Source organism: uncultured Pseudoteredinibacter sp. (assembly GCF_947500695.1).
Lineage (GTDB): Bacteria > Pseudomonadota > Gammaproteobacteria > Pseudomonadales > Cellvibrionaceae > Pseudoteredinibacter.
The window spans coordinates 193,211-217,317 of record NZ_CANMSS010000005.1; the positions used below are offsets into that span (position 1 = coordinate 193,211).

The following is a 24,107-nucleotide window of genomic DNA, read 5'->3' on the forward strand; positions in this document are numbered from 1 at the left end:
AGTGAACACTAACATTAATTCGGGGGCTGGTGAATAAATACTCACTTTAAGAATTAAAGCTAGAGTGGCGGGTGGGTTTTTATGGTTTATTGATCTAAGTGTTATGCCGACGAACTGTGCGATTGCGCTTACTGTGGCGCTTTTTACCGCAATATTAATGAGCTTTGTGGATAAATTTTAGGCAGTTGTCACTGCTGCTAATCCTGCAAGGCAGCACACCAAAATCATCGCCATCTAACTGAATCGGCTCATTTTCCTGCGAGGATTTAATATCAATATCTGTAACTTGATGCTGGTCGACCCCGGGGCATTTATGCATTAAGCCAAAGGGTAATGCCAGTAGCGCCAATATGAATTGTGCTGTATTGCCTGTAATCGTGGTCACTGTGAGAAGCTTGTCTTCTAGTTTTCCGTTTGGGCACAGTGTGTAGGAGCCCGCATAGTATCGACCATTACTGACGATGGCGGCATTAACCTTATAGGTTTTACCCTCAATAGTAAGTTCATAGTGTCGCTGGCTCGCATGCGCTAGCTCCTTGAACATTGAAACAACATAAGCGAGCTTGCCAAAGCGCTTTTTCAAATTGGAATCCAGCTTGTGCACAACCCAAGCGTCAAAGCCAACCCCTGCCATTAACAACATAGCCTTTTGATTAATCGTCGGCAGTCGAACCTCGCGTATAGGGCATTGCTTGATCAGAGCCATGATCTGGGGGATTTTATGACGCTTTGCTAAGCCATTGATGCCGAGCTCTCTTGCTAGAACATTGGCGGTGCCTGTAGAAAGTGCCAGTATTGGAACTTCAAAATTCTCACAGGCAAGTAAGCCTGCGGCCACTTCATTAATAGTGCCATCGCCGCCTGCAACGATAATAAGATCGGCCTGCCAACTTTCTTCGATCAGATAACGGGTAGCATCGCCACTAGACTGGGTATCGTAGCGCTGCCAAGAGTAACCGTCTTGATTGATTTGTTCACACAGAGCATCCAGCCAGTATTTATCGCTGTAGCCAGAAATTGGATTGCAAATTAACAGTATTTTTTTAGTAGCAGGGCGGGTGGTATTAATGGCCAATGTTCCTTTGCTTACAGCTCGTTAGCGACTTAGACGGCTAATAGTATCACGAAGGAGGCGCGGCTCTAGTGGACTTGCTAGTGCATGCAGTATAATTGCGGCCTTTGAATATGCAGCGACAGCTGCTCTGATAGATTTGCCATGCCTTAATGGCGTATTTTGGAACCATACAACATGACTGTACGCACGCGTATTGCCCCTTCACCTACCGGAGATCCCCACGTAGGTACTGCTTATATTGCTTTATTTAACCTGTGTTTTGCTAAGCAGCACGGTGGTGAGTTTATATTGCGTATCGAAGATACCGACCAGCAGCGCTCCACTCGCGAATCTGAGCAAGCTATTTACGACAGCTTGCGCTGGTTAGGTTTAGATTGGGCCGAGGGTCCAGATAAGGGTGGCGATTTTGGTCCTTATCGCCAGAGTGAGCGTAAAGATATCTACGCGCAATATGCTCAGCAACTGCTTGATAGTGGGCATGCCTTTAAGTGCTACCGCACCCCAGAAGAGCTAGACGAGTTGCGCACCGCACGCCGCGAGGCAGGTGGTTTTGCAGCACTTAAGCCAAGCGAGCTAAAGCTGAGTGATGAAGAAGCGGCCAAGCGTGAAGCTGAAGGTATGCCTTACGTGGTTCGCATGGTGGTGCCAGAAGGTGAGGGCCCTTGTCCGGTAGAGGATATGTTACGTGGCACCATCGAGTTAGATTGGGGCCAAGTGGATGCCCAGATCCTATTGAAATCTGACGGTATGCCTACCTACCACCTAGCGAATGTTGTGGATGATCACCTAATGGAGATTACCCATGTGTTGCGTGGTGAAGAGTGGATTAACTCGGCGCCTAAGCACAAGTTGCTGTATGAATACTTCGGCTGGGATATGCCTCAGTTGTGTCATTTGCCGCTGCTGCGCAACCCTGACAAATCAAAATTGAGTAAGCGTAAAAACCCAACTAGTATTTTATATTATCAGCGCATGGGCTTTTTGCCTGAGGCATTGCTGAATTATTTAGGGCGCATGGGTTGGTCCATGCCCGATGAGAGCGAGAAGTTCAGTCTTGATCAAATGATGGCCAACTTTGATATCCAGCGTGTGAGTTTGGGTGGCCCAATCTTTGACGTAGAAAAACTATCTTGGTTAAACGGCTTGTGGATTCGTGAAGATTTCTCGGTTGAGCAATTGGCCGATCGCCTACAAGAGTGGGCTTTAAACCGCGAAAACCTAGTGAAGGTATTACCATTGGCGCAAAGCCGAATGAACACCTTAAGCGACTTTGCTCCACTGGCCAGCTTTTTAGCGGCCGGGCAACTGCCAATCAATGAAGACAGCTTTGCTCAAGTTAAGCTGGAAGAAGAGCAGTTAAAGCATGTGCTGCAATTTGCTTTATGGCGCTTAGAAGCTCTGCGAAGCTGGGAGCGCGATGAAATCTTTAATTGTTTGAAAGAGCTATCTACCCAGATGGACATCAAATTGAAGGATTTCTTGGCGCCATTATTTATCGCCATTGCGGGCACCACGGCATCTTTTTCGGTTATGGATTCCATGGCCTTATTAGGCCCAGACATGAGCCGAGCCAGAATTCGTCATGCCTTAAATGCTCGATTTGGCGAATATGGCAAAAAAGCTATGAAAAAGCTGGAAAAATCCTACCAAAGTTTAGGGTAGCCCCAAGCACAAATCAGAAGTGTGGCATGGAGGCAGAAAAGGAATTAGGCGCTATACTTATCTAGTTATTTGAATTTATGGCGGAATTTTCCGCCTAAATTCCAAACCTAGCGTGATAAACCATCACTCTAGGGGTGAGTTGTTGTGAAATAGCTCACATTTGACTAAAATTCGATAAGTAATATAAGAAGTAATTAGGTTGGAACCTAATAAACGCCAACAAAATAGGCGACTAGGATGGTTGAAAGGGGTAACACTATTAAAAAGACAATTGCTAACTTACGGTTTTTCCTTGAGCAAAAACATGGAAGTTAAGTTGAAGCGAGCCAGCAATTTTCTCCGCAGCGGCTTAGCGAGTTGTTTATTGCTAAGCCCTACGCTGGTTGCAGCCTTGGGTCTCGGAAATATCGAGCACGATAGTTGGCTCGGCGACCCTCTGCGCGCCCAAATTGAAGTGCTTGATCCCAAGCGCGAATACAATCCTGAAGATCTTCGTTTACGTCAAATCTACCCAGAAGAAGCCGCTGAGCTGGGAGTGGATGTTGTCGCTATCCGCTTGCCCCTGCGGACCAAAATTGAAAGAGTGGGCGATAAGCTAGTTATTCAGCTTTCAACCAACCGTCCGGTTAGCGAGCCCTTCCTAAACTTTATGTTGGCCCTAGAGTGGCCAAAAGGTAAAAGTTACCGCGAATACAGTTTGCTGCTAGATCCAAAAGGTCAGCAAATAATCGCTGCGCCCGTTGTGCAACAGCCCGCGCAAGCCGCTACAAATAGCGGTGGTGCTCGCCCAGTCCTTATTAATGAAGGGCAGGCTAATCGACCGGCCGCCAGTTCATCCAGAGTAATTGCACAAGCCGCACCTATAGTGCCGGTGAGTAGTGGTGAGAATGCTGAATATTGGCGCGTTCGCCCAGGCCAAACACTTTCCCAGATTGCGCAAAAAGTGCGTATCGATAGCAATATCCAATTGCAGGCGGTAACCAATCATTTATACCGCAGTAACCCGCAAGCTTTCGAAGGTGGTATAGACCAGCTACAAGTTGGCGCGCGTCTACGTCTGCCGGGTAAAATTGAATACGCTCAAATGCCACGCTGGAGAGATGAGCCAGTTGCGGCTCTGCAAGGTATAGAGCCAGCGCCACGGCAAGCTGCGCCACAAAGAGTTGATAACTCGAATGCTAAGGTAGATTACACCGTACAACCTGGAGACACCTTATCTCAGGTAGCTCAAAAGATGCGCCAAGATCCTAATATCTCTTTGCAGAAGGTGATTGACGATATCTACCAGCAAAACCCCGATGCCTTTGCAGGTGGTATGAACCAATTACGAGTGGGTGCCAAACTAGAGTTACGTGGCGAGGCTGCCGTACCTAGCCGCGCATTAAGCATGAACTCGGTAGATGTATCCGATGTAAGCCCAGAATTGCCGAGCGCCGAAGATTTTAACAACGCCGCACAGCAAGCTAGTGACAGCGAAGTTAGTGGACGTCTACGTTTAAGCGATGCACCGCTGAGCGAAGAACAAATCCTAAATGGTGATTTACCCACTGGCGATAAGCTGCCGGTCAACCAACAGATTCAAATGGTCTCGGAGCTTACTGATAAGCTAAACCTTGAGAACCGTGACTTACGCCAGCGCATCGATGCAGTAGAAGGTGATGACAGTGTTGCCTTATTGCAAGAGCTGGTGCTGCTGCAATCAAAACAGATTGAACATTTTCAGCAGCAGCTGCAACAAACCCTAAGCATGCTGGAAAAGCAAAAGGGCAATGGTAGCTTGGATGCTAGCCTAGCCGGCTTAAATGGTGCCGCCAGTGAGCAGGCTGGCCAAAACGACAACACTGAAAGCTCTGCATCCAATGACAGTGTAAGCGATGAGAGCGCAAGCAATGAATTGCTAACAGCAGAAAACGTTAACGAAGCTGAGGTACAAAACACCGAATCACTAGCGGGTGAAACTGCCCCAGTAGAACCAAGTGCTGCCAGCGATAACAACAAGGAAGTAGCTGAAGCTCCCGCCAATACAAACAACGACCAAGCCAAAGATATATACGAAGGCCAAGGTGTTGGTGCGCAATTAGCTGATAGAGCCAGCGAAAACGAAGCAACGGCTGCAGCGCAGCCAGCAGCTAACGATAGCAGTGCAAAAGGCGATAGCGATTCACGCTTCTTGTGGTTGGGCTTAATTCTGGCGGCTGTTTTGGCAGGCCTGGCTTGGTTAGATTTCCGTCGCCCTGGTGGTTTCTTAAATCGCTTCAATAAGACTGCTGAAGACAAGCAAGAGCCATCTATAGATAGCAATAAGCCAGCGGCTCCAGCAGAGCCTGTGGTGAGAGTGCGTAAGCGCGAAGAGCTAGAAGCTGAAGAGCCAGAAGAGCCGATTGTTCAAGTGCCACTAGCGCCGGTAGAAGAAGAGCCAGTAGCCGATGCGGATAGTGATATCGAGCCATTAATATCCGGTGTTGCACGCTGGAATCGCAAAGATATCCCAATGTTGCAAGTAGAAGAATCCGAGTTGGGCGAGCTGCCTAATGAAGACAATAGCAACACAGACGATAGCCTACACTTCGACGACTTCGGCCTAATGAACACCATCTCCATCGATGATCTGGATATCGATCTCGATGAAGGCCTAGATCAAGGCTTTAAGCTAGATCTAGACGACGAAGAAGACGAAAAGCAGAGCAAGGCCTAGTAGCTCGTATGCCAAAAGCTGAGCCCCAGCCTTAAAGGCATAGATAAGCGCCAAATACAGACCCAGCGAGCCGATAGCCGTTGGGTCTTTTAGTTTCTGGCGCACGCAATATTGACCATTAACAGGCCCAAGCCAAGCCCAAGTAAATCCTTGAAAAACTTACCAATTGTTGTTGACAGCACCGGCCACAGTGATAGAATGCGCCCCGCTTTCAACGAAAGCCATCCCTCTCTAATTGGCGTGATTAGCCTAGATGAGAAACCTGTATGGGGCCTTAGCTCAGCTGGGAGAGCGCAACACTGGCAGTGTTGAGGTCAGCGGTTCGATCCCGCTAGGCTCCACCAAATTAACGAAAAAGCCCGCTATATGCGGGCTTTTTCGTTTCTAAAGACCAGAGTGTGATACAAAGTGTGTTACACATGGCAAATTCAAAAGTTCGAAATCCTTCTTACCTCACGAACAATAGACTGGGTATCTTCCAGTTCCAATACCGGGTTCCTCGCCAATTCAAGGTCTGCTCGACAGTCCCATCGTTGGTTCGTAAATCCTTGGCTACAAGGGATAGGAACACTGCGTTGATATTGGCTCGACGATGGGCTGTAGTGTTGGAGGATATTTCCCAAGCCTATGGCAATCAGCCAGAAGACTATTCAAATGCTGTGCGGGCGCTGGTACAGCATTCAAAGCAAGTTCCTATTGGGTTGGCACAAATCAAAGAGATTGTGGTGGGCAAGCCAGTAGCCCAAACGCCTATCCAACTAAATACAAAATCTTCCTTTTGCCTATCGAGTGCCCTGAAGAAGTATCTGGCAGAAAAACGCAAAACTTGGAACCCCAAAGCCATTGATGCAAATGAGCGGAACTTAGGCTTGAAGATAGAGACCTTTATTCAAATAGTGGGTGATAGGGATTGTGCCACTTTGAATACTTCGCATGTGCTGGATTACAAAGGCAAGTTGCTCCAACTGCCTGCCAATCGAACAAAGCGAAAGGAATACCGCTCTTTGTCTTTGGCTGAAGTGCTCGACATGGAAATCCCTGAAAGTCATCTGCTGAGTGCTGAGACTCTATCAGGGCACTTAAACAAGGTGTCTGCCTTTTTGGATTGGGGCTATCGTAATGGATTGATGAAGGCTGATCTTAAGCTTCCCCTTCAGCGAGTTATCAAAAAGCCGAAGCGCGCAATCAGTCAGCGGGACGCATTTAGCCCTGACGATCTAAAGAAGTTATTCAACTCTGACCAATATTTGAATGGCAACCATAAACAGCCAAGCCACTTTTTTGTTCCTCTGCTTGCTTTATTTACAGGGGCGAGGCAAAACGAACTGTGCCAGCTATACAAGACTGATGTTTATCGGGAACAGGAAACCGGTATTTGGGTATTGGATATTAATGAAAATGGTGACGAGAAGCACCTCAAGAAGCCTTCACATGCCCGGATGGTGCCAATCCATCCACAATTAATTGAGCTAGGTTTTATTAATTTTGTGGAAAGCACAACTACTGAGCGACTATTTACGGATCTGAAGTTTAAGAGGGATGGATATGGTCAGAGTTTTTCAAGGTGGTTCAATGAAACTTACCGTAACTCAAATAACTGTAATGTAGGGCAGGGGATAGGAGAGAGCAAAAACTTTCACTCTTTTCGACATACGTTTATTACCAAAATGATGAATGAATACGACATTCCTCAGCACAAAATTGCTCATATTGTTGGGCATCGCCCAAATGACGGGAGTGAAACAACACAGCGATATACGAAGTTAACAGAGATCAAAGCACGATATAAAATTATCGAGTTGATTGAATACAGCTCAGTAGATTTTGATGCTATACGGAGGTTTTTGTAGATACTAAGATGCAGGTAGAGTTCAGTACTGTCAGTATATATTTTGAACGAAAATAGTAGTTGAACATAACTCAACTACTAAGTTTTTGATTTAAAAAGAGAACTTTGTTGACTTGAATGTCGCTATGTGTATTATTCGAAACTTAGATGTCATATAGAGGCATTTAAATACCATAAGCCATATAAAAATTATAAAAAGGAGTATTTCCAATGGCGAATATTGAAAGTTCAAAAGCGCTCGCGCTAGATGCAATTCTTTTTCAGATTCAGTTCCTAACTTCTTGCACTCACTGTGTGGAAACGGAGCGCGGACCTGTTCTGACCGTAGGGTCAAATCACAAGCTATTAAACTCTATTAGGATAATGGAATTTTTACCATTTCCGTTTTTTGCTTTGCCTTCTTTCAAAAGGCAAGTATCCGCGGGGGGAGAGTAATCATGGAAATAATTAAGCCTAAGAGGTTTATGCTAGAAACGTCGGCAAAGACCTTAGATGTATTTGATAGTCTTTGTGAATACTCCCACGTTGATCGAAGTGCAGGTTTTTCTTGTTTGATGATTGATTTTTTTGCAGGGAATCTTTATATGCAAAATCAAATGGGGCATCCGCACTACATGTACTGGAAGGAAAGAACTAGGGATTTTTTGATAAACCATTGTCCTTAAGCACTAAATTTTAGGACTGCTGCAGATTGCAGAATTTTAAAACACAATCAAGAAAATCCCTATTATGAATATTGAACAAAACTACAATGACGAAGAAATAGAAGCTATGTGGTCGTGCATAGACGATGACATGTTACTCCAAGAAGAGATCGTACCAGACGTTACCTTGGAAGAAGCCGAAAGCTACTTTGATTTAGGTTATTTGGAAGAAACACCCGTCTATCAAGAACCAGCATGACGGACTTCTATTGTGAGAACAGATACTTTTCGCAACTAAGTCTGCAAAAAGAAGTAGCTTGATTTAAATGAATGGAGCTCCCTATGCATTGCATGGGGAGACTCTATGATAACTCAATTCTAATACTTTCAATATTACTCGTTTAATTGAAAGTACGCTTGTTGAAATGCAGCTATGACAGCAAATCAGGCACTTCAACTTTTAGTGCATTCGCCAAAGCCTCCACAACACCTAAAGTAACATTCCGCCCGCGTCGCTCGATCAAGCTAATAAAAGTTCTATGCATCCCCGCTGCATCTGCCAGCGCTTCTTGTGACATCCCTCTTTCCTTTCGGATTCGCTTTACATTATCGCCGAGGATAGCCAGAAGTTCAGGGCTGCAAGGCTTGTATTTGGCTTGAGAATCTTGATCTGGCAAGTCGAAATACCTCTTAACATGAGAATCCGACCATTTCCCCAAATGTAGACTACTATATCCACAGACTACTCTGTACATGTAATTAATAGTCTGCTATTTTCGAATACTATTCGTTACTTTATTGAGATAGGGAGTTTTTCTGTGCGATTGCTTAAACAATGTACAAAAGTTTGCATGCTAATTACTGCAATTTCTGCAACGGGGTGTGCAGCTGACCGTGGAGCTGAAGCTAGTGGCAAAACCGCTAAGCTGCTGATTGAAGCCTTGGCGCTTAGCGAAGGTGGAGAAGATTTAGCTGAACTGATGATTCAACAACCAGAAACACAAGCTAGGCAAGCATGTATAGCCTCTTACCTTTACATTCAAAACTGGTCTGAACAGCACCATGCTGATTTTCTAACGTTGACCAATGGAACAGGCAACCTTACCGAGCCAAACCCTGAGTTGAGTGAAGAGCAAACTATGAAAATACTTGCTCCTCTACTTTCAGCCTTTGAAGCTTGTCAATAGAGGAGGTGGGGAATGCTTTTGGTATTAGTAACTACTATGTGCGCAGTTTGGGTTTACCTAGACGCGACCAAAAATAAGATCGGCAAAACCCCTGAAGGTGGGTTCTTAAATATATCTGCTGGCGCATGGGGGGTGTGTTCCCTTGGGCTTTGGGTAGTCGCCTTCCCGCTTTACCTGATTTTCCGTAGCAAGCTTATTAAAAATGCTAAAGACCACCCTGTTGCGGTTTCCAAGAGGGGGTTGAAAGCCACTCTAATCGGTATTCTGGGTATCTCTTGGTTTGTACTCAGTGCTTACCAGCAATACTTACAGCAATTTTAATCAACTTAAGCGGTTGGGCGCATTGTTCTAAGCGCCCTATATCTGTGCCTTCAGTCCCCAATATTTCCGAACTCTAAACCAACATAAGTACTGCCATTTGTGGTGAACAGCACCTTTGCATCAGCGATCGCTGTAGATTCAAGACCGAAATCAAGTGTAACAGAATCCGCAAAGTGCAATACATCAAGCATGCTCGGTTCGATCATTACATATGGATATCTGTTGTACGCAGTAAACTCCTCAAGTATCCCACTTGCAATAGAGTCAGCTCCTTTCAGAAACAGCACAGCGACACCTGAGGCAAGCCTAGAGCTCATGTCATCACAAATAAGATGGCGCGAATCTATTCGGTATTGATAGCCATATATTGATTGAAACAGATGCTGGCAAGCTGTTAGTTCATCACATCCGCCATTTAAAATACTAATGTGACTTAATTTATACGGATTTGGTGTATCTGAGTCGATTCTGTCTGAGTGATCAGTTGACTCTTGATTGGGAATGACGGTGTTGAAGTAATCAGCAAAAGGGAAGGATGTGAATACTCGCACTCGGCTACCTGCTCATTAGAATTAATGGGTGCATGTGATCAAGTGCGCTATCAATACGCGCTGGCATGCCTATTCCAAATCCCCGGGAGCCATTTGTAGCTAATTATTGGTGTAAGCGGTGTCAATTGTGAGGCTGAATTTTCCAAAATTTAAAGTCAAAATGCTATCTGACAGAACCGCCTCAGAAACCAATCCTGTTGGCTTCCCTCCTGTTCCAAGAACATTAAAAACTCCTCCCTCCCAGATGCATATGTCAGCTTCGGTATGTATCCCGTCTTCGTTAGGCGACCTCAGAAGTTCGTTAAGTGGGTTGCTATTGATTCCACCGTAGATAATCAATACTGCGAATTGATCATGACTAGTGTCGCACCCTGATGTGTGACTAGTTTTGATTCCCGATAGATAACGAAGTTCAAAGTTGTAATTTGCGAAAAGATGGTTCAGTGCAATTTCGCAGCGATTATAGCTTTGAGATCTTGATTCCCCTTTATGGAACCCCCCGATAATCAATATTGAATTCTTTGAAGATAGTAGTTGTTCGTAAACCTCTTCAACCTTTGCATGTACTAATGAAGGGTTTACTTTATCTGACTTAACAATTTTAATGCTCGTAAAGTGATCTGAATAGTTTACAGAAGCTTTTTCCGCTTTCTCATATGAGTCGTGATACCCCGGAAGGTGCTCAGGTTCGCTATCGCACCAGTTATATGAATCTATAGCAACCAAGCTATATTCAAAACCATCGTTATCTGACATGTTTCACGCCTCTTGCTGGTGGATTTTATAAATCAGCTTAATCCCATCACCTTTTTAGGCTCTAGGTCATCCAGTACGCAGCTACACTTTTAAGATTAAAGTGTAGCGATTACTACAGTTTGAAAGTCGAAAGAATAGGGCTACTAATTTCTCACCCTGATAGGGATGAAAAACAAAGAATTTTTGAGATGTTAAAGGTGGCTCTAGGTAGTTTAACCAGCAATTTACAAAGGCGCGAATTAACCTTGCTCTGGAGACGCCACTGTGTCTAATGATATTAATTGACAGAGTATAATGCTGGTAATCAATTTCAACTGCAAAGGTGCAGTCAGTGGGTATGCATTCATTAAAATATGCATATATTTCATGGAATAATGCAGTTAGCGAGTCTGGCGAGCAAGAACTGATTAAGTCATCTGGCATTGATTAAATATCTCTTTAATTTGCGCTGCACCGATGAGCAGGGGCTGCCCAAGAGACAGCCCTGAATAATACTAGAAATGCCTGTATTTTTCAATTTTTAGGCGGCTTCATTTCCCCAGCTAACAACATCATTTTCTAGTTGCTGCATGGTGTCAGAAATGCGTTTTTGCATTTCGGCGCAATTGATATCAACAACAGAAGTGAGCACATGTTCGATAGCAGGTGGACTCATTCTTCCCTGAAATGCGCAGCTTTTAGCGAGGCGAAGTAAGCCTAAACGCCTGCCATCGGTCAGGGCTCGATAGGTGGCAATCTCATTATCCAAGTCAAAATCAGCTCTAACGGCTACAGTTGATGCTTTAATGTGTACGGGCTTATTTTCAATTACAGGAGGGAAGTCATCTAAGCATTTTGTCGCATCAATACCGTAACGTTCATAAACATCGCGAGATTTTCCTAGGTTGACAGCCTTATAGAAAGCGCTATCTGGATACAGGCTGTTGACGCACGGAAGCCAATAAGCCTGCACACAGTTGTAGCTCGACTTATCGAGCCCACAACCTCCTAGGCTATATCCAGCGCCTTTTATTTTAGCGGTTAGATATCGCACAACAGCTTCATAATCCTCTGGCGTGCGAGCAGGGTTTCTAAGAAAGAATATCATGCGGAAGCGGTTGGGGGAGCTATGGCTGCAATTGAATGTAGAATGAATAATAAAAGAATGTTTCGCTATGCCTCGCTTCTTATTCTGTCGGCTAGGGTTGAATATTTCAATCGCCGCCTCCGGTGTCAAAACGCCTTTACTCTTGCCCCCATCAAAATCCAAGATGACCAAGTTTGCACACATAAAATTGGACTTACTCCGAGCGCCTCTACCTATTTCAGGGGCGTACTTAGCAAAGATGCATGGGTAGATCTTTCCTAATTCGGCATCTCTATCTGCCACAACTCTTTCTGAACAGTTAGATAGAAACCCCTCTAGTTCCTTCAGCTCACAAGGTTCGTAACTTGGGTATCTTTGGCTCACTGACGCCTGTAGGGTAATACCTGAAAGTGCTGAATTTGTTGCGGCAATATCATTAAGGTCAGGCTTCGCCTTCCCTTCGCCTGTGGCGGGGAAATACATATTTGCACCATTTCCCTGTACTAATAAGCTACTTAGTGCGGGCTTATCGGTGCAATTTCCACTTGAGCGCGTGGCGAGGAACTCGTCACTCACTTGCAAAGCAAGTGATTCTGGAGATTCAATGGGAGGCACTTCTATTTCACTGAAAGAAATTTCACTTATGTGCCTTATTTGGGCTACACCTCCACGCCCAGAAGTAAACCTCTGCGCTAAATAGATTGCAGCTTTCCGATCCATCACAACAATAGTTACTTCGTCATTGTTGCTGCGATCCCTCAAGCTAGTTCTACTTGCTATTTGGTACAGAGTGTTCAGGGTTATTGCTTGATATTGAAGCTCCTCAGGTATACCTAAGGCGTTGTATAGGGCAGCAATTTCTGGGGGTAGATTAAGTGCGACATCGGCAATAAAGGTGTTGATGCCCATATAGCCATTGCTACCTTCATCCCGAGGGCTAACGAGAACGCAGTTTGGTAGATCGATTATCTGCCTGTTACTTTTCCGGTTGTTATTTGTACATAATAGAAACTCAGGGCTATTCACTTCCTCCAATAGCTTCATAAGCTCATTATCAACTCGCTCACCATAATCACCCAGATACCGCTTCGAATTAACTCCCGGGTGTTTCTCAGGGTCTCTAACGTAAACAAATTTGATTCGGTTTATTAGGTCTGAGCTGTGACGCCCTCTATTTTCCAGTTTCTTTCTCGCCGACCTGTCTTCACGAAACGGTAACTTCAGTGCTCTAGTTAGCCAAGCTCCTGTGATCGAGTAGTTCCAATCCGCACTCATGATGGCGCAACTGTGCCAACCTACAAATAGCTTTCTTTTAAGTGCCGACAACACCACTGTATTCCCTTGGCTGTCATCGCCTAACTTTTCGTACATTTCACCGGATTGCTCGAAGACGCTTCGCTTAATAAAGTGAACATAGAAAGGATTGGCAAAGGACTGTAGAAAATCCCTCATACCATCTTCATAGTTATGTTTTAACTTGTTGAAATTTCTGCGGAACTCAGACGGATTCTTGAGTTTTAAGATGTGAACAGAATCTTTAATTTCCCTTCTTTTGGGACTTCCTCTTGCATCTAAAATTGGCTCTCGGCTTTCATCTCGCACTGTTTCCGTCGTAATGACATCCTGAATTTTAGGACCAAGTTGAAACATGTCTTTTATTTGATTTCCGTAAGGATTCATTTTTACAGCATGGCTACGAATGACATCAGGAATTTCGTCAAAAAGAATATCGCAGCAATATTTTTGGTTTCGTTCGAGGTTTTGTAAACTTGTAATGCCAGCGAATGTCACTAATAGCACGTTGCCAAAGCTACCTTCATAGCTTTTAGCGTTAGTTTCAAACCATTTTTCAATTCTGGATACAACAGGCTTATTACTGCCGTCACCGGCAATTAATGTGATCATTCCTTCATTGACTCCAGCTTTGATCAAGCCTTCTTTCCATTGCTGTAATAGTGAGATTTTTGTACAAACAATGACTTGATTAATATGAATCAAGTTATTTTTAATATCGATATATGCTTGTGTTGTTTTACCGGTTCCAGTATCTGAATTGCGGTAAAGATAGGGGGGCGACCCTAATTTGGGGATTGAAATAGCCATTGTTTAAGCCTTTTTTATTTATTATTGGCGGTTTGCATTTGTTTAATCAGGGTGCCTCCTGTCAGATCAAGGCTGCGGTCCATGCAGGTTTTCTCGTTGGGCGGCGATTACTCGCTGTAAACGGTCAAAATGAATGAAAGGGGTAGCCGTCAGCCACTCCATATCCGGAGATAACATTCTTTGAAAAAAACACAGGTTGGGATAAGCCTGATCAGTAGGTTTTCAGCTTAGATCTGTTAATCAAATCGGCTTGAATAATTGATATGGAGCAAACTGCTCTTAGGGAAAAAATTCATATTATCCTATTTTTATAGTTGTTTTTATTGGGAGAATAAGCCCACATAATCAAACGTATTCTGAGAAATTCTAAACCAGCTTAGCTGATTGTTTGATTAAGAATTGAGATGATTAAGTGTATCGGGCTGGAGCCCTGATTACGCAATGAAGAATAAAAAATATATTTGAACAATGTTCAAATAATCCAATGTTCATCATTTTTGAGTAATAATACGGTACTTAATCGAATCAATATTTCAATATACTATATTAGAGGTTGTTGGTAAATAGGCAAAGATTTGCCTGACTATTGAGCGTATTGGGTAGTATCTGAAGGCTGTATTACTGATGTGCGGGCGGATGGATGTAGCATAGTTCAGTTGATACCTATCATTGTTTTAATGGGTTGCTTTTTTACGGGGATGCCTTAGATTCTATTTTTGAGCTAATACCCACCGGTATTAGGAGTTTAAACGTGCTCAAAGCGCGAGTTAGATCTCTACAATCTATAGCGAGCTTAGTTAATGGCACCTTTTATGAAAGCCTGATAATGTGACCAGTGATCGTTAGGGGCACATAAAAATTAGCTTTTAAGGCTGAGATGAAACCTATTTCTCGTGTCTGACTGGAAGAGGGGCGAGGGTTAGTAAGGTTGAGGGCATAGTATAACACTTATCATAAGGGTTAAATTAGGCTGATGCATATACAATAATGGTTATGTGTGCTGTTTTCTATTATCGTCGTCCGGCTATACGGATCCTCGAACCCTTGTAGAGTGGTGTTTAAGAATCCGTTAAATGGTTAGTTTCCTAATTATTTAACGAGAAGGCTTCAGTTGCTCCACGGCGACTGGATTCAGAAAATTTTAAGGATAGAATACATTACTATCTTATTGATACGTTCCTGAGACTATATGGAGATAATCACTTGAAGGTTGTTAGTTTAATAAATATGAAAGGCGGCGTTGCGAAAACGACAATGGCGATTAATATCGCTGACTGTTTAGCGACCCGACATGGGAAAAGTGTACTTCTGATAGATGTTGACCCGCAGTTCAATGCCACGCAATGCCTAATGCCACCGGATCAGTACATATCGCATGTAAAGGACGATGGAGATACTATTCTGAAGATATTCGACCGATCTCAAAGAGTAATTCCGAGTACTGTTGCTGATTCATCTCAGTCCAAACCCAAAAAGCTAGAAGACATTGAGGTTGTTAACATAAAGAACAACTTTGACCTTCTTCCGGGGAACCTTGAACTATATAGATTAGAGATGGCTCCCGGAGATGGTAGGGAAAACAGGTTAAAGAATTACTTGCAGACAGTTTGCGATGATTATGACTATGTAGTGATCGATACTCCGCCAACTCCTTCGGTTTGGATGACAAGTGCTTTGATTGCCTCGGATTTCTATCTAATTCCGGTAAGGGCAGATCCTATATCTTTGACAGGAATAGATTTGCTTAGGAGTATCATTGAAGAAAAGAAGGACAACTTTGACTTGAATCTATGTTGTGCCGGTTTAATCTTAACTGTTACAGAATCGAATACGTTAGTATTTCGACGTGCGAAAGAGAATCTTGAAAGAGATAAGTATTGGTGTAAATACTTATATCAGGTTTCGCTTCCTAAACGCACTGGCATTGCTCAGGGGCAGTTGGAGCAAACCCATATTCTTTCTAGCGATAATAACGACGCAAAAAGAGCTATTACCGCGATTACAACAGAGTTTACAAATAGGGTTGAAGATGATGAGTGAGTCAAAGAAAGTGAAAAGTAAATCCTTGTCAGATGAAACTAAAGTTAAGCATGCAATTGACTTTATTGAAGAGCTTTCATGGCTATTAGACTCGAAGCGAAATTTAAAGCTAAGCGACATACCAAGTATACTAAGGCAGCAGTTATCACCCGCTAGTTCAGCAGAAAATGTTGCTAATAAATATGCTTCCCCTAATCCGAATATCCATTATTTGATTGGTGTTTTGCCGAGACTATTTCAAGACAAAGAACTATTTCCAAAAAATGAAGATATAGCTTCATTTGCTAAAGATGTTTTAGGTTTGGAAATGAAAAGGGTTGAAAAACGCTCTAAATACGAGCTGATAGGAATGGTGGTTTGTGAGTGTAACGACCTAGACGATTCTAAGTTAGAAGATATGGTTAGCGCATTATCTGTTGCTACTGGGAGTTCAGAAAAAATTAGTCGATTTGCTGCGGAGCGCAAAGCAACGGGGTTTTCTTGGAATGAAACAATAAGGAAGCTGGCGCAGTAATATGACAAGAGAATGCAAAAAGGACTTTGAAAGAATTCAGGGATACGTTGGAAAATACAGTATTGAGCAAAATTTAGATAATAGTGACTATATTGCTTCTCTAAAGAGAATGCACAAGTGCTACTTTTCGTTGATAACTTGGAATGCTGAATTATTGCATAGGAAAGAGGGATTTGCCTCTTTAGAGCCATCTAGCAGTGAAGATATTATTCTGAGGTTGGCGGAAGTTGTTTCTGATTCCGGGACTTCATTATTTAACTGGATGAATGGAAACTATAAGGCTTCAAGAGTGATGCTTAGAGTTTCAATCGAAAATTTTGTCAGAGCTATAAGTGCATTTGAGGATAAAAGCCAGCTATTGGAGAAGAATGTTCATCAACTCTTTGAGCGCGCCTCGAAACAAGAGGTTTTTAGAAAAGAGGGTAACATTAGAAAATGTTATGAATCACTACATTCTGATTACAAAACCCTTTGTGAGGATGCTCATACAGCCTCGGTACATAATATGGAGCATCTTACCTCTCTATCTGATTTGCCAGCTTATGAGAAAGAGAAGTCTGGTAGCTCTGCTGAGATATATGTGAGGATTTGCAGGAATATTACAGCAATATTTTGTATTAGATTTAATTCTTTTTACCATCAAATGCATCATCGAAATAGGGAGAATATTCTTAATAGTTTGAGTTCGGAAATCAAGTCTATTGTCACAGCACCCCCATAACGTGGGATATTTATATGAAATTGGTTTTACAGTTTTAGTGAGAAAAGCTAGTTAAGGATCAAGGTAGTATGATTGGTGAAGAAGAATTTTGTCGGTTTATTCAGCGGTACGAGGCGAACAAGAGAATAGATGCCTTTTTTACTGAGCATCACTTTTATAAAGAAGTTGAGCGATTTTTTTCTAAAGCTGGATGTGCTTTTAACTGGTATTACACGAACTTTGCTGTATCAGAAAGGGCGAAAGCTAGAGAAATTAAGGAAAATTATCTTTTTTTTAAGGTGGCGTTAGGCGGAGTTTCTTTTCCCTTTAACGAAACAGATAAGATTTTCATTGAAACCTTGCTTGAAGATAAGCGAAATCGTGTTGTACTAATTTTGGGTGAGCATAATAAACCTTGGAAAGCAAAGCTAGTATGTGGTTTGGACTCTGATGGTCAGGTGGTTTTTGATGATAATTACCCAGAGGAAGCGGATAGCTTTTTTGCCCAAATATTGACATTACTAAATGAACCAGTCTGCGAATTAGGGGAGGCTTATCCGCCTACAAATCCTAAAAGCCCGAAAAAGTACATTGAGTTGTTATATAGTGTATTGGATTCGTTTGAAAAACAGGAATTCTTGTTGGGGCGTAGATTTATTTATGAGCTGTTTTACAAGTGGTTTCGATGTTTTCCTGTAGACTTAGATGCAATAGTTAGAATTGGTGGAAAAGTAGTCGTCATTGAATATAAAAGGAAGCGTCCTTCAAAGGGGAACTTTATAGGTCCAGAAAATACCCCTGAGACCCTTATTGAAATAGAAAGGCAGTTTTCGAATGATTTGAAACTTCTTGATAAACCAGAGTTTAAGGAAGTCGTCGAAATTATGGAAAAATATGGCGCTGTCCGGCAAAGCAATATGCCGTCTTATGGGTTGGATATACGCCCCCACTCGTTGTTTGTTAGGTGGTGTTTTCGTAATGCTATTCCTTACTATTTCATAGTCTGGGATCATGAAGTTGATTTCGGGGACTTTAGTGGAAAGAGCCGCTCAAGCAGTATGATGGATTTAGACAAGTGGATATTTCTAACGCCACAATTGATTAAGGGAGGGTATGTCTTACCTAAGGATCTTAAGGGCTTTTCCTTTACTGATGGAATTGATAGCGGGCGGGATAGTTATCTGCGCTTTCAAGAAACAATAAGTGAATCTCATTTAAATCAAATATCGAATGGTACATCTATGCACGCAGTATTTAGCTCTCTAGCTACCAGTTTGTAAAGTGGAAACGTGCTCTACAAACTTCTCGAAATCCCAAATCCAACGTCTTTGCTCTTCGGTGTATGTTGAATGAATCGATTTGGGGATTACAAGTTGTAATTTAGCACTCATCATTTCGTAAGTTTGGTTGATAGATATCTTGGGTTGTAAAGTGAAAAGGTGCTTTTCAGTTATTCTATCTGCCTCAGTTAAAACTTGGCGCCAACGGTCTTTGCATGTTGTTTTTACCCCAAGCATTGTTAAATTATCATCGGGGAAGTTTGGATCAAGGTAGTTATCTATAGAAGGGAAAAGGAAATCTGGTTTTTTGTTGTTTTCGGTCTTTGGTTCCCATGAGTGGTGTATATCCTTTTCACTAAATAGGTGCGCCAAATGATTTTCAAGTGCATTTCCTGCTCTTGAATTTCTACGTTGTCGAATTGTCTGGGAGAAGGCTAAAAAGTCATCTGAATTGCTAAAACCTTCCATTAGTTTTCTCTCAATGATCTCTCCTTCAAGTTGACGAAACATAGCCTCTTCAGTCTCCCACCACCCAATAATGGCATTGTCAACTGTGTCAAAGTCAGTGAGGCTGCCTGCGATCTCACGTGCTAATGCTGAAAATATTTTTGTTTTTGGGAATACAAGCCCTCCGAACCTTTCTGTTATCAAGTCCAGATAGTTTGAGCCAAAGTTTGCTTTAACTTCAATTCCGATTTCTTCAAGAATAAAGCGTTTTGTGACGCTTATCGCTTCTTGTTTATCGCTGAAATCAAAAGTTTTAAACGTTGTCGATATTTGCTCGCCAAACAGGTCAAATAGCTCCAGCTCTGATTGGGAATCTTTGGGCGCCGAGACAAAAATTATCGTTAGGTCTTTTCTTAGTATTACTGCTAAAGGATCGCCCGCTGACGCTAATTCCAGTGCCGGATTACTTTGGTAGTAGAGTCTGTATTCAGATCTTGTAGGATGGTTCTCTCTCGCATCGTACCAAGTAACCTTTCCCGGTAATGATTCAATCTTGTCTTGATTATCATCGAGGCGAATAAAATTGGCAATATATTCAGATTTTTCACCAAGGTAACTTTTCATTTTCTTGGTGCCGTTGAGCTCGTGCTGATTAGAGCGGCTAGTGTTGCATTCAACCGCACTTAATCGTTTAACGGAAGCTCCGATAATGTAGTCGTTTAATTTGCCGAAATCAGACATGTATTTACCAATCCATTTAATAAACGTATCGGTGTCAACTTTTCAACTTTAGACCATCAGAGCTATCAGCTCTAAGCTATTGCATTGAGATAACACCTTAGTTGAGCATTCTATTTACTTAGGCTATCTTCCATAGATCTTCCTGCTCGATGATTTTCCCTTGGTCATCTTCAACCAGTTTTATTATGTGGGGGCGCATTATTCGAGCTATTTCATCAATCACAGGCACTACAACTGAATTCCCAAATTGCCGGTACGCCTGAGTGTTAGAAACTGGTATCTTAAGTGCATCTGGGTACCCCATTAATCGAGCGCACTCGCGTGGAGTGAGCCTTCTGGGATTTTTATTCCTACCTCTCGAAATGAGAACTTCTGAACCATCTTTGTGATAACGGGCTGATAGCGTCCTACATGTATCAGTACCAGTTACCATACCAAAACCAAACCCATTTCCTTTTTCTTCATGTTTTTTCTTATAGTTTTTTAAGTAAGTCCATAGCTTAGTGCTAATAATAAAGTCCTTTTTAACTGAAGCCTTACTTCCTTCAGTGTAAGGTTGTTCTTCGCCCTCTCTTCCATTTTCAGGGTGTAAAATATCCTTCATCGTAACAGCCCCCTTTCCGGGGTGCAGGAAAGAATCCCAAGTAAAAGGAACGTCATCACGAAAGCCGACGATAAAAATTCGCTGTCGGTTTTGAGGTACAAAGCCATTAGCATCAATAACTTTGTGGAATATTTTGTAACCAAGCTTTTTTTCAAGTGTCTGTGTTATTATTTTGAATGTTTTTCCCTTATCATGACTGGCAAGATTTTTTACATTCTCAAGTAAAAATGCTTTTGGACGTTTGGCTTCGATAATTCGTTCCACGTCAAAGAAAAGAGTTCCTTGTGTATTGCACTCAAACCCATGAGCGCGACCAAGGGAGTTTTTTTTAGATACCCCCGCAAGTGAAAAGGGCTGGCAGGGAAACCCTGCAAGTAACACATCGTGATCAGGTATTAGTGCAGAATCTACTTTTGTAATATCACCAACTACAGGGTGGTGGTCAGGATAATTAGCTCGATATGTTTTTTGTGAATATTTATCCCATTCAGAAGTAAAAATGCACTGCCCGCCAATTGACTCGAATCCCCGCCGAATACCTCCAATGCCCGCAAATAAGTCAATAAAGGTAAACTCTGAGGAGGTTGATTTCGGTGGGTTGGCAATACTGTTTAAAATTTGATCAAATTTGGCGGATACGGTACTTTCCTTGGGGATGACTTCTTCTTTTAGCCAATTCTTAAGAGTTTTGTTTGTTATATCGAGAAGTTCTGATAGCTGGTCTTCACCGACAAGATTATATAACTTTTCTAATTTTTGTACGTTATTCATACTGGGCGCTCGATTAGAAGTTTTTTCCGTATTTATTCCCAGCGATGATACTTGAGTGGCGATGTAAGTCAATAACAACTGTCTATATATACAGTTATTGCTAAGCTAACAACAAAGATGTGTTTGGGTTCGAGTAGGAGAAAGGTTGATTCCTACGAATTGAGCTTCTGTAATGTCACTCTAGCGAGAGACGAGTTTCTGTAAAGTGGCAAGACATTGGTCAAGAGAAAGTGCAAATAAGTTCTTTCAAGTCAGTGAGATGTGGGTTCACAGGTATGTTACACTTTATTCAATATTAACCTATTCACGATGGCTTTAGTGTCAATTTGGTAAGTGCCCGCAAACCCCGAGGGGGTTGCGATAGCTCAGCTGGGAGAGCGCAACACTGGCAGTGTTGAGGTCAGCGGTTCGATCCCGCTAGGCCCACCAAATCTGAAACCCCCGCAAGTGAAAGCTTGCGGGGGTTTTTTTGTGCCTAAAAATTAGCAGCGGTTGTTAAAGCCGTTTTACGGCAGCCTCGGTAAAAATAGTGATTTAGTTACAAATTGGCATTATAGTTTATTGTTGAGTGAGCAATGGGTATTACACATAGGGATTGCATTTACTGACTTCAGTAAATAAAAGAGCTTTTTAGTTGATAGCCAGTGTTAGCTTCAAATTTGCAAATATAGGCTTACGGTAAGCCACTAGTGTACATATGGATGGTGGTGTTGTTTTGCAGGGTAGTTCTAAGACATTAAGTTTTCATCAATGGCTGGTAAGCATCGGTAAATCTGAAAAAACCGCAAAGAATTATTCGGGAGCCATACAAAGCTCGATCAGTAATTGGGCATTAGACGGCAACATTATTAAAGAAAGTTTAAGTGAGATAAGAGAGCCCGCCCAGTTTTATGCTCTTATCGAACCTATTCAGCAGCTTCCTGTTTTCTTAGAAAAGAACACCAAAGGGAATGGGATGTACAGTGCAGCTCTTCGTCAATACGCTGAATATCTCGATAGCCAGACCAATCAGTCCGTTCAAGAAGATATTGAAGAAATCTTAAGTAGTGACGGAATCTCGAATACAGACAAGGCGACCTTGGTAAATACTCGTGTCGGACAGGGTAAATTTCGTAGTCAGTTGATAGATCAATGGCGGGGGTGTGCCGTTACAGGCTATCGTGATGTTCGTTTTTTGCTTGCCTCGCATATTAAGCCTTGGAGAGAGTCCAATAATGAGGAGCGGCTGAACCGATACAATGGGGTCCTACTTCTACCCAACCTCGATAAAGTCTTTGACCTTGGTTACATCACTTTTGAGGAGTCGGGTAGAATTCGTCTTTCTAGGCAATTAGAAAATACACAAGTGTTAGGTGTTCACTCGGACATGAGTATTAAGCTGAATGACTGTAATCAGTATTTCATGGCGTATCATCGTGAACAGTGTTTTAGGGGATAATGATGACGCCGCCGCTTACCGGTAAAGGCGGAGCTCAAACCCGCTTAGGAATCGATGCCAAACTTGAGGCAGCCGGTTGGTAGGTACAAGATCTCAAACGCATCAACCTACACGCAGCCCTAGGCGTAGCAGTAAGAGAAGTCACCGTCAGTAAAGGTCGTTCCAATACGAAACCACCAATATCGAAATCCGCTTCTGTGATAACCGTGATTCCAAGCCCCGTTCACGCCATATCTTCCATTTCCATCAACCAGACACCTTAAAAGCTGGCAGCTCTTTTCGCGCCCGCTTACAAAGCCTGCCAGAACTCAACAACAAAGGCCCGCTTGATTGCCAAATACAAGCTATCAACGGCATAGAGAAATCCATAAAAAAAACAACAATCGACGTACCCTTTTGAAAACGGCCACCAGTGCCGGTATTGCCGATGGCACCAAGGTGTTGATTTCTGCCTAAATTAGGACTGCTCTAAGAAAGTAAGATGACTTCCATTCTCACCGTAAACAAAGGCTGTACAGCCTTCCCAGCTAGATGGGATTTTATAGCTACTGTATTCCTGCTTGATCTCAAAGCTACGAATCTTATTTGCACAGCGAAATTCAACTTTATTAAGTTTGCCGCTATTTGCTTCAATAGCTATTGTCTTACGGTATAGCTTGTGTCGCCATGGCGTTTCAGCATCTTTGATAAGACCTTTGGTGGATAGTAGCGGGTGTGAAGCGAGAGCGGCCTCAAGCGAGGCTCTATGATCTTGAATAGAGGAAAGCCTTGGCATTTCCTCCAAAAATTCCTTTGCCCGGTCAGCAGTCTCGATCGCATCAGCTATAAGACTGTTGCTGATTTGTGCGTTGTATAAACTGATTAGGCCCCCAGCGAAAACATCTGCTGGCAGGTTTCTATTGCCATAGCCGACTGCTCGTTTAAGCGCTTTAAGATATTCGATTTTATTGTCCATTTTTTGGTAGTAGCTAGATTTTAATAGATCCAACCATGCCATTTCATATCGGTTTCTAGCTTGAGGCTGTAAGTTTTCTATAGATTGGAGGGTATTGTTTAACTTGCCTTCCATGATTTCGCTGCGTATTTCACGATAGCGATCGATAAAAGCCTTGTGTGCTCTTAGGGTTTTACTAAGGATATTGAATTCAATCCTAACTTTGTTGTCGCTGCTCTGAATAGGTTCTCCGTTCAGCATTGCTGGTTTGTACTTCATCCTCTTAATGGCTCTCTTGCCATTTTTTTCGAAGTTACGGCGCCCAGATGAATCAATCAAAATCGGTTCTATAACGTTACCTTTTTCATCAACAATCACGCTATAAACCACCCAGCCCTCTAGGCCTCGGCCTAGCTCCAGCTTTGGGTACCTTGGTTGGGCTTGCTCGATAATCTCGGCTTTATCAAGCCTGTAAGAGGCGATTTCCTGGGCGCTCGTTTGGAGAGGTGTGAATAAAGCAAAAAGTGTCGAAAGGGTGAGGCTGCTAAGAACTATGTGTCGCATCTAACGCTCCTTGTTGATTAAGTTGTATTACATCACAAATAGAGCAGTGGAGGAAAGTAAGGAGGTTTCGAGCTATTTTAGAATTAACGGTCCTAAGGTGAAGTCATTCGAAGTGAACAGTTATCTAGCTATGCTTATTTGCACTAGAGCTAAAAAGAGCGGCTC

The 24,107-nt window shown here is 42.7% G+C and carries 19 protein-coding genes and 2 tRNA genes; 13 read left to right on the forward strand and 8 right to left on the reverse strand.

Annotated elements, in window-relative coordinates:
* Nucleotides 1-154: 154 nt before the first annotated feature.
* Nucleotides 155-1,075, reverse strand: coding sequence for a YegS/Rv2252/BmrU family lipid kinase (locus tag Q1A08_RS11505; RefSeq protein ID WP_299772993.1), 921 nt, complete (start codon nt 1,073-1,075; stop codon nt 155-157).
* A 174-nt stretch (nt 1,076-1,249) separates the two neighbouring features.
* Between Q1A08_RS11505 and gltX the strand changes: the two genes are divergently transcribed.
* From gltX to Q1A08_RS11530, 5 genes are all read left to right on the forward strand, one after another.
* Complete coding sequence (gene gltX / locus Q1A08_RS11510; protein WP_299772995.1) at nt 1,250-2,737, forward strand: glutamate--tRNA ligase; 1,488 nt, start codon at nt 1,250-1,252, stop codon at nt 2,735-2,737.
* Between the two features lie 304 nt (nt 2,738-3,041).
* Nucleotides 3,042-5,432, forward strand: a complete 2,391-nt coding sequence (locus Q1A08_RS11515; RefSeq protein WP_299772997.1) for a LysM peptidoglycan-binding domain-containing protein — start codon at nt 3,042-3,044, stop codon at nt 5,430-5,432.
* 268 nt (nt 5,433-5,700) lie between these two features.
* Nucleotides 5,701-5,776: transfer RNA gene (locus tag Q1A08_RS11520), tRNA-Ala, on the forward strand.
* Nucleotides 5,777-6,013: 237 nt separating this feature from the next.
* Nucleotides 6,014-7,282 carry a site-specific integrase gene (locus Q1A08_RS11525; protein WP_299772999.1) on the forward strand — a complete coding sequence of 423 codons (1,269 nt, stop codon included), beginning with the start codon at nt 6,014-6,016 and terminating at the stop codon, nt 7,280-7,282.
* Nucleotides 7,283-8,010: 728 nt separating this feature from the next.
* Nucleotides 8,011-8,184, forward strand: a complete 174-nt coding sequence (locus Q1A08_RS11530) for a hypothetical protein (RefSeq protein ID WP_299773001.1) — start codon at nt 8,011-8,013, stop codon at nt 8,182-8,184.
* 172 nt (nt 8,185-8,356) lie between these two features.
* Here Q1A08_RS11530 and Q1A08_RS11535 read toward each other — a convergent pair whose 3' ends face one another.
* On the reverse strand, nt 8,357-8,680 hold the full coding sequence (locus Q1A08_RS11535) for a helix-turn-helix transcriptional regulator (protein WP_299773003.1): 324 nt from the start codon (nt 8,678-8,680) through the stop codon (nt 8,357-8,359).
* Between the two features lie 96 nt (nt 8,681-8,776).
* Here Q1A08_RS11535 and Q1A08_RS11540 point away from each other — a divergent pair, with 96 nt between their 5' ends.
* Together Q1A08_RS11540 and Q1A08_RS11545 are read left to right on the forward strand one after the other, a co-directional pair.
* Nucleotides 8,777-9,112, forward strand: coding sequence for a hypothetical protein (locus Q1A08_RS11540; RefSeq protein WP_299773005.1), 336 nt, complete (start codon nt 8,777-8,779; stop codon nt 9,110-9,112).
* A gap of 12 nt (nt 9,113-9,124) precedes the next feature.
* Complete coding sequence (locus Q1A08_RS11545; protein ID WP_299773007.1) at nt 9,125-9,433, forward strand: hypothetical protein; 309 nt, start codon at nt 9,125-9,127, stop codon at nt 9,431-9,433.
* Between the two features lie 50 nt (nt 9,434-9,483).
* Here the strand turns inward: Q1A08_RS11545 and Q1A08_RS11550 are convergent, their stop codons facing one another.
* From Q1A08_RS11550 to Q1A08_RS11560, 3 genes are all read right to left on the reverse strand, one after another.
* Nucleotides 9,484-9,984, reverse strand: a complete 501-nt coding sequence (locus Q1A08_RS11550; RefSeq protein ID WP_299773009.1) for a hypothetical protein — start codon at nt 9,982-9,984, stop codon at nt 9,484-9,486.
* A 99-nt stretch (nt 9,985-10,083) separates the two neighbouring features.
* Nucleotides 10,084-10,740, reverse strand: a complete 657-nt coding sequence (locus Q1A08_RS11555; RefSeq protein ID WP_299773011.1) for a hypothetical protein — start codon at nt 10,738-10,740, stop codon at nt 10,084-10,086.
* A 520-nt stretch (nt 10,741-11,260) separates the two neighbouring features.
* Complete coding sequence (locus tag Q1A08_RS11560; protein WP_299773013.1) at nt 11,261-13,909, reverse strand: DEAD/DEAH box helicase family protein; 2,649 nt, start codon at nt 13,907-13,909, stop codon at nt 11,261-11,263.
* Between the two features lie 1,203 nt (nt 13,910-15,112).
* Here Q1A08_RS11560 and Q1A08_RS11565 point away from each other — a divergent pair.
* The 4 genes from Q1A08_RS11565 (at nt 15,113) to Q1A08_RS11580 (ending at nt 18,443) form a co-directional block, all read left to right on the forward strand.
* Entirely contained in the window at nt 15,113-15,949 is an 837-nt protein-coding gene (locus Q1A08_RS11565) for a ParA family protein (RefSeq protein ID WP_299773015.1), read from the forward strand.
* A complete protein-coding gene (locus Q1A08_RS11570) occupies nt 15,939-16,463 on the forward strand; it encodes a hypothetical protein (RefSeq protein ID WP_299773017.1) in 525 nt (174 codons plus the stop codon). The genes Q1A08_RS11565 and Q1A08_RS11570 overlap by 11 nt, the downstream gene beginning before the upstream one ends.
* A gap of 1 nt (nt 16,464) precedes the next feature.
* On the forward strand, nt 16,465-17,184 hold the full coding sequence (locus Q1A08_RS11575; RefSeq protein ID WP_299773019.1) for a hypothetical protein: 720 nt from the start codon (nt 16,465-16,467) through the stop codon (nt 17,182-17,184).
* 68 nt (nt 17,185-17,252) lie between these two features.
* A complete protein-coding gene (locus Q1A08_RS11580) occupies nt 17,253-18,443 on the forward strand; it encodes a hypothetical protein (RefSeq protein WP_299773021.1) in 1,191 nt (396 codons plus the stop codon).
* Here the strand turns inward: Q1A08_RS11580 and Q1A08_RS11585 are convergent.
* Together Q1A08_RS11585 and dcm are read right to left on the reverse strand one after the other, a co-directional pair.
* Nucleotides 18,426-19,631, reverse strand: a complete 1,206-nt coding sequence (locus tag Q1A08_RS11585; RefSeq protein ID WP_299773023.1) for a type II restriction endonuclease — start codon at nt 19,629-19,631, stop codon at nt 18,426-18,428. The two genes, Q1A08_RS11580 and Q1A08_RS11585, sit on opposite strands and share 18 nt — an antisense overlap.
* Before the next feature lie 118 nt (nt 19,632-19,749).
* Nucleotides 19,750-21,006 carry a DNA (cytosine-5-)-methyltransferase gene (gene dcm, locus Q1A08_RS11590; protein WP_299773024.1) on the reverse strand — a complete coding sequence of 419 codons (1,257 nt, stop codon included), beginning with the start codon at nt 21,004-21,006 and terminating at the stop codon, nt 19,750-19,752.
* A 352-nt stretch (nt 21,007-21,358) separates the two neighbouring features.
* Here dcm and Q1A08_RS11595 point away from each other — a divergent pair.
* A tRNA-Ala gene (locus Q1A08_RS11595) sits at nt 21,359-21,435 on the forward strand.
* A 268-nt stretch (nt 21,436-21,703) separates the two neighbouring features.
* Nucleotides 21,704-22,444 (forward strand): HNH endonuclease, encoded by a 741-nt coding sequence (locus tag Q1A08_RS11600; RefSeq protein ID WP_299773026.1) that lies wholly within the window; start codon nt 21,704-21,706, stop codon nt 22,442-22,444.
* 457 nt (nt 22,445-22,901) lie between these two features.
* Here the strand turns inward: Q1A08_RS11600 and Q1A08_RS11605 are convergent, their stop codons facing one another.
* Complete coding sequence (locus tag Q1A08_RS11605; RefSeq protein WP_299773028.1) at nt 22,902-23,942, reverse strand: energy transducer TonB; 1,041 nt, start codon at nt 23,940-23,942, stop codon at nt 22,902-22,904.
* Between the last annotated feature and the right edge of the window lie 165 nt (nt 23,943-24,107).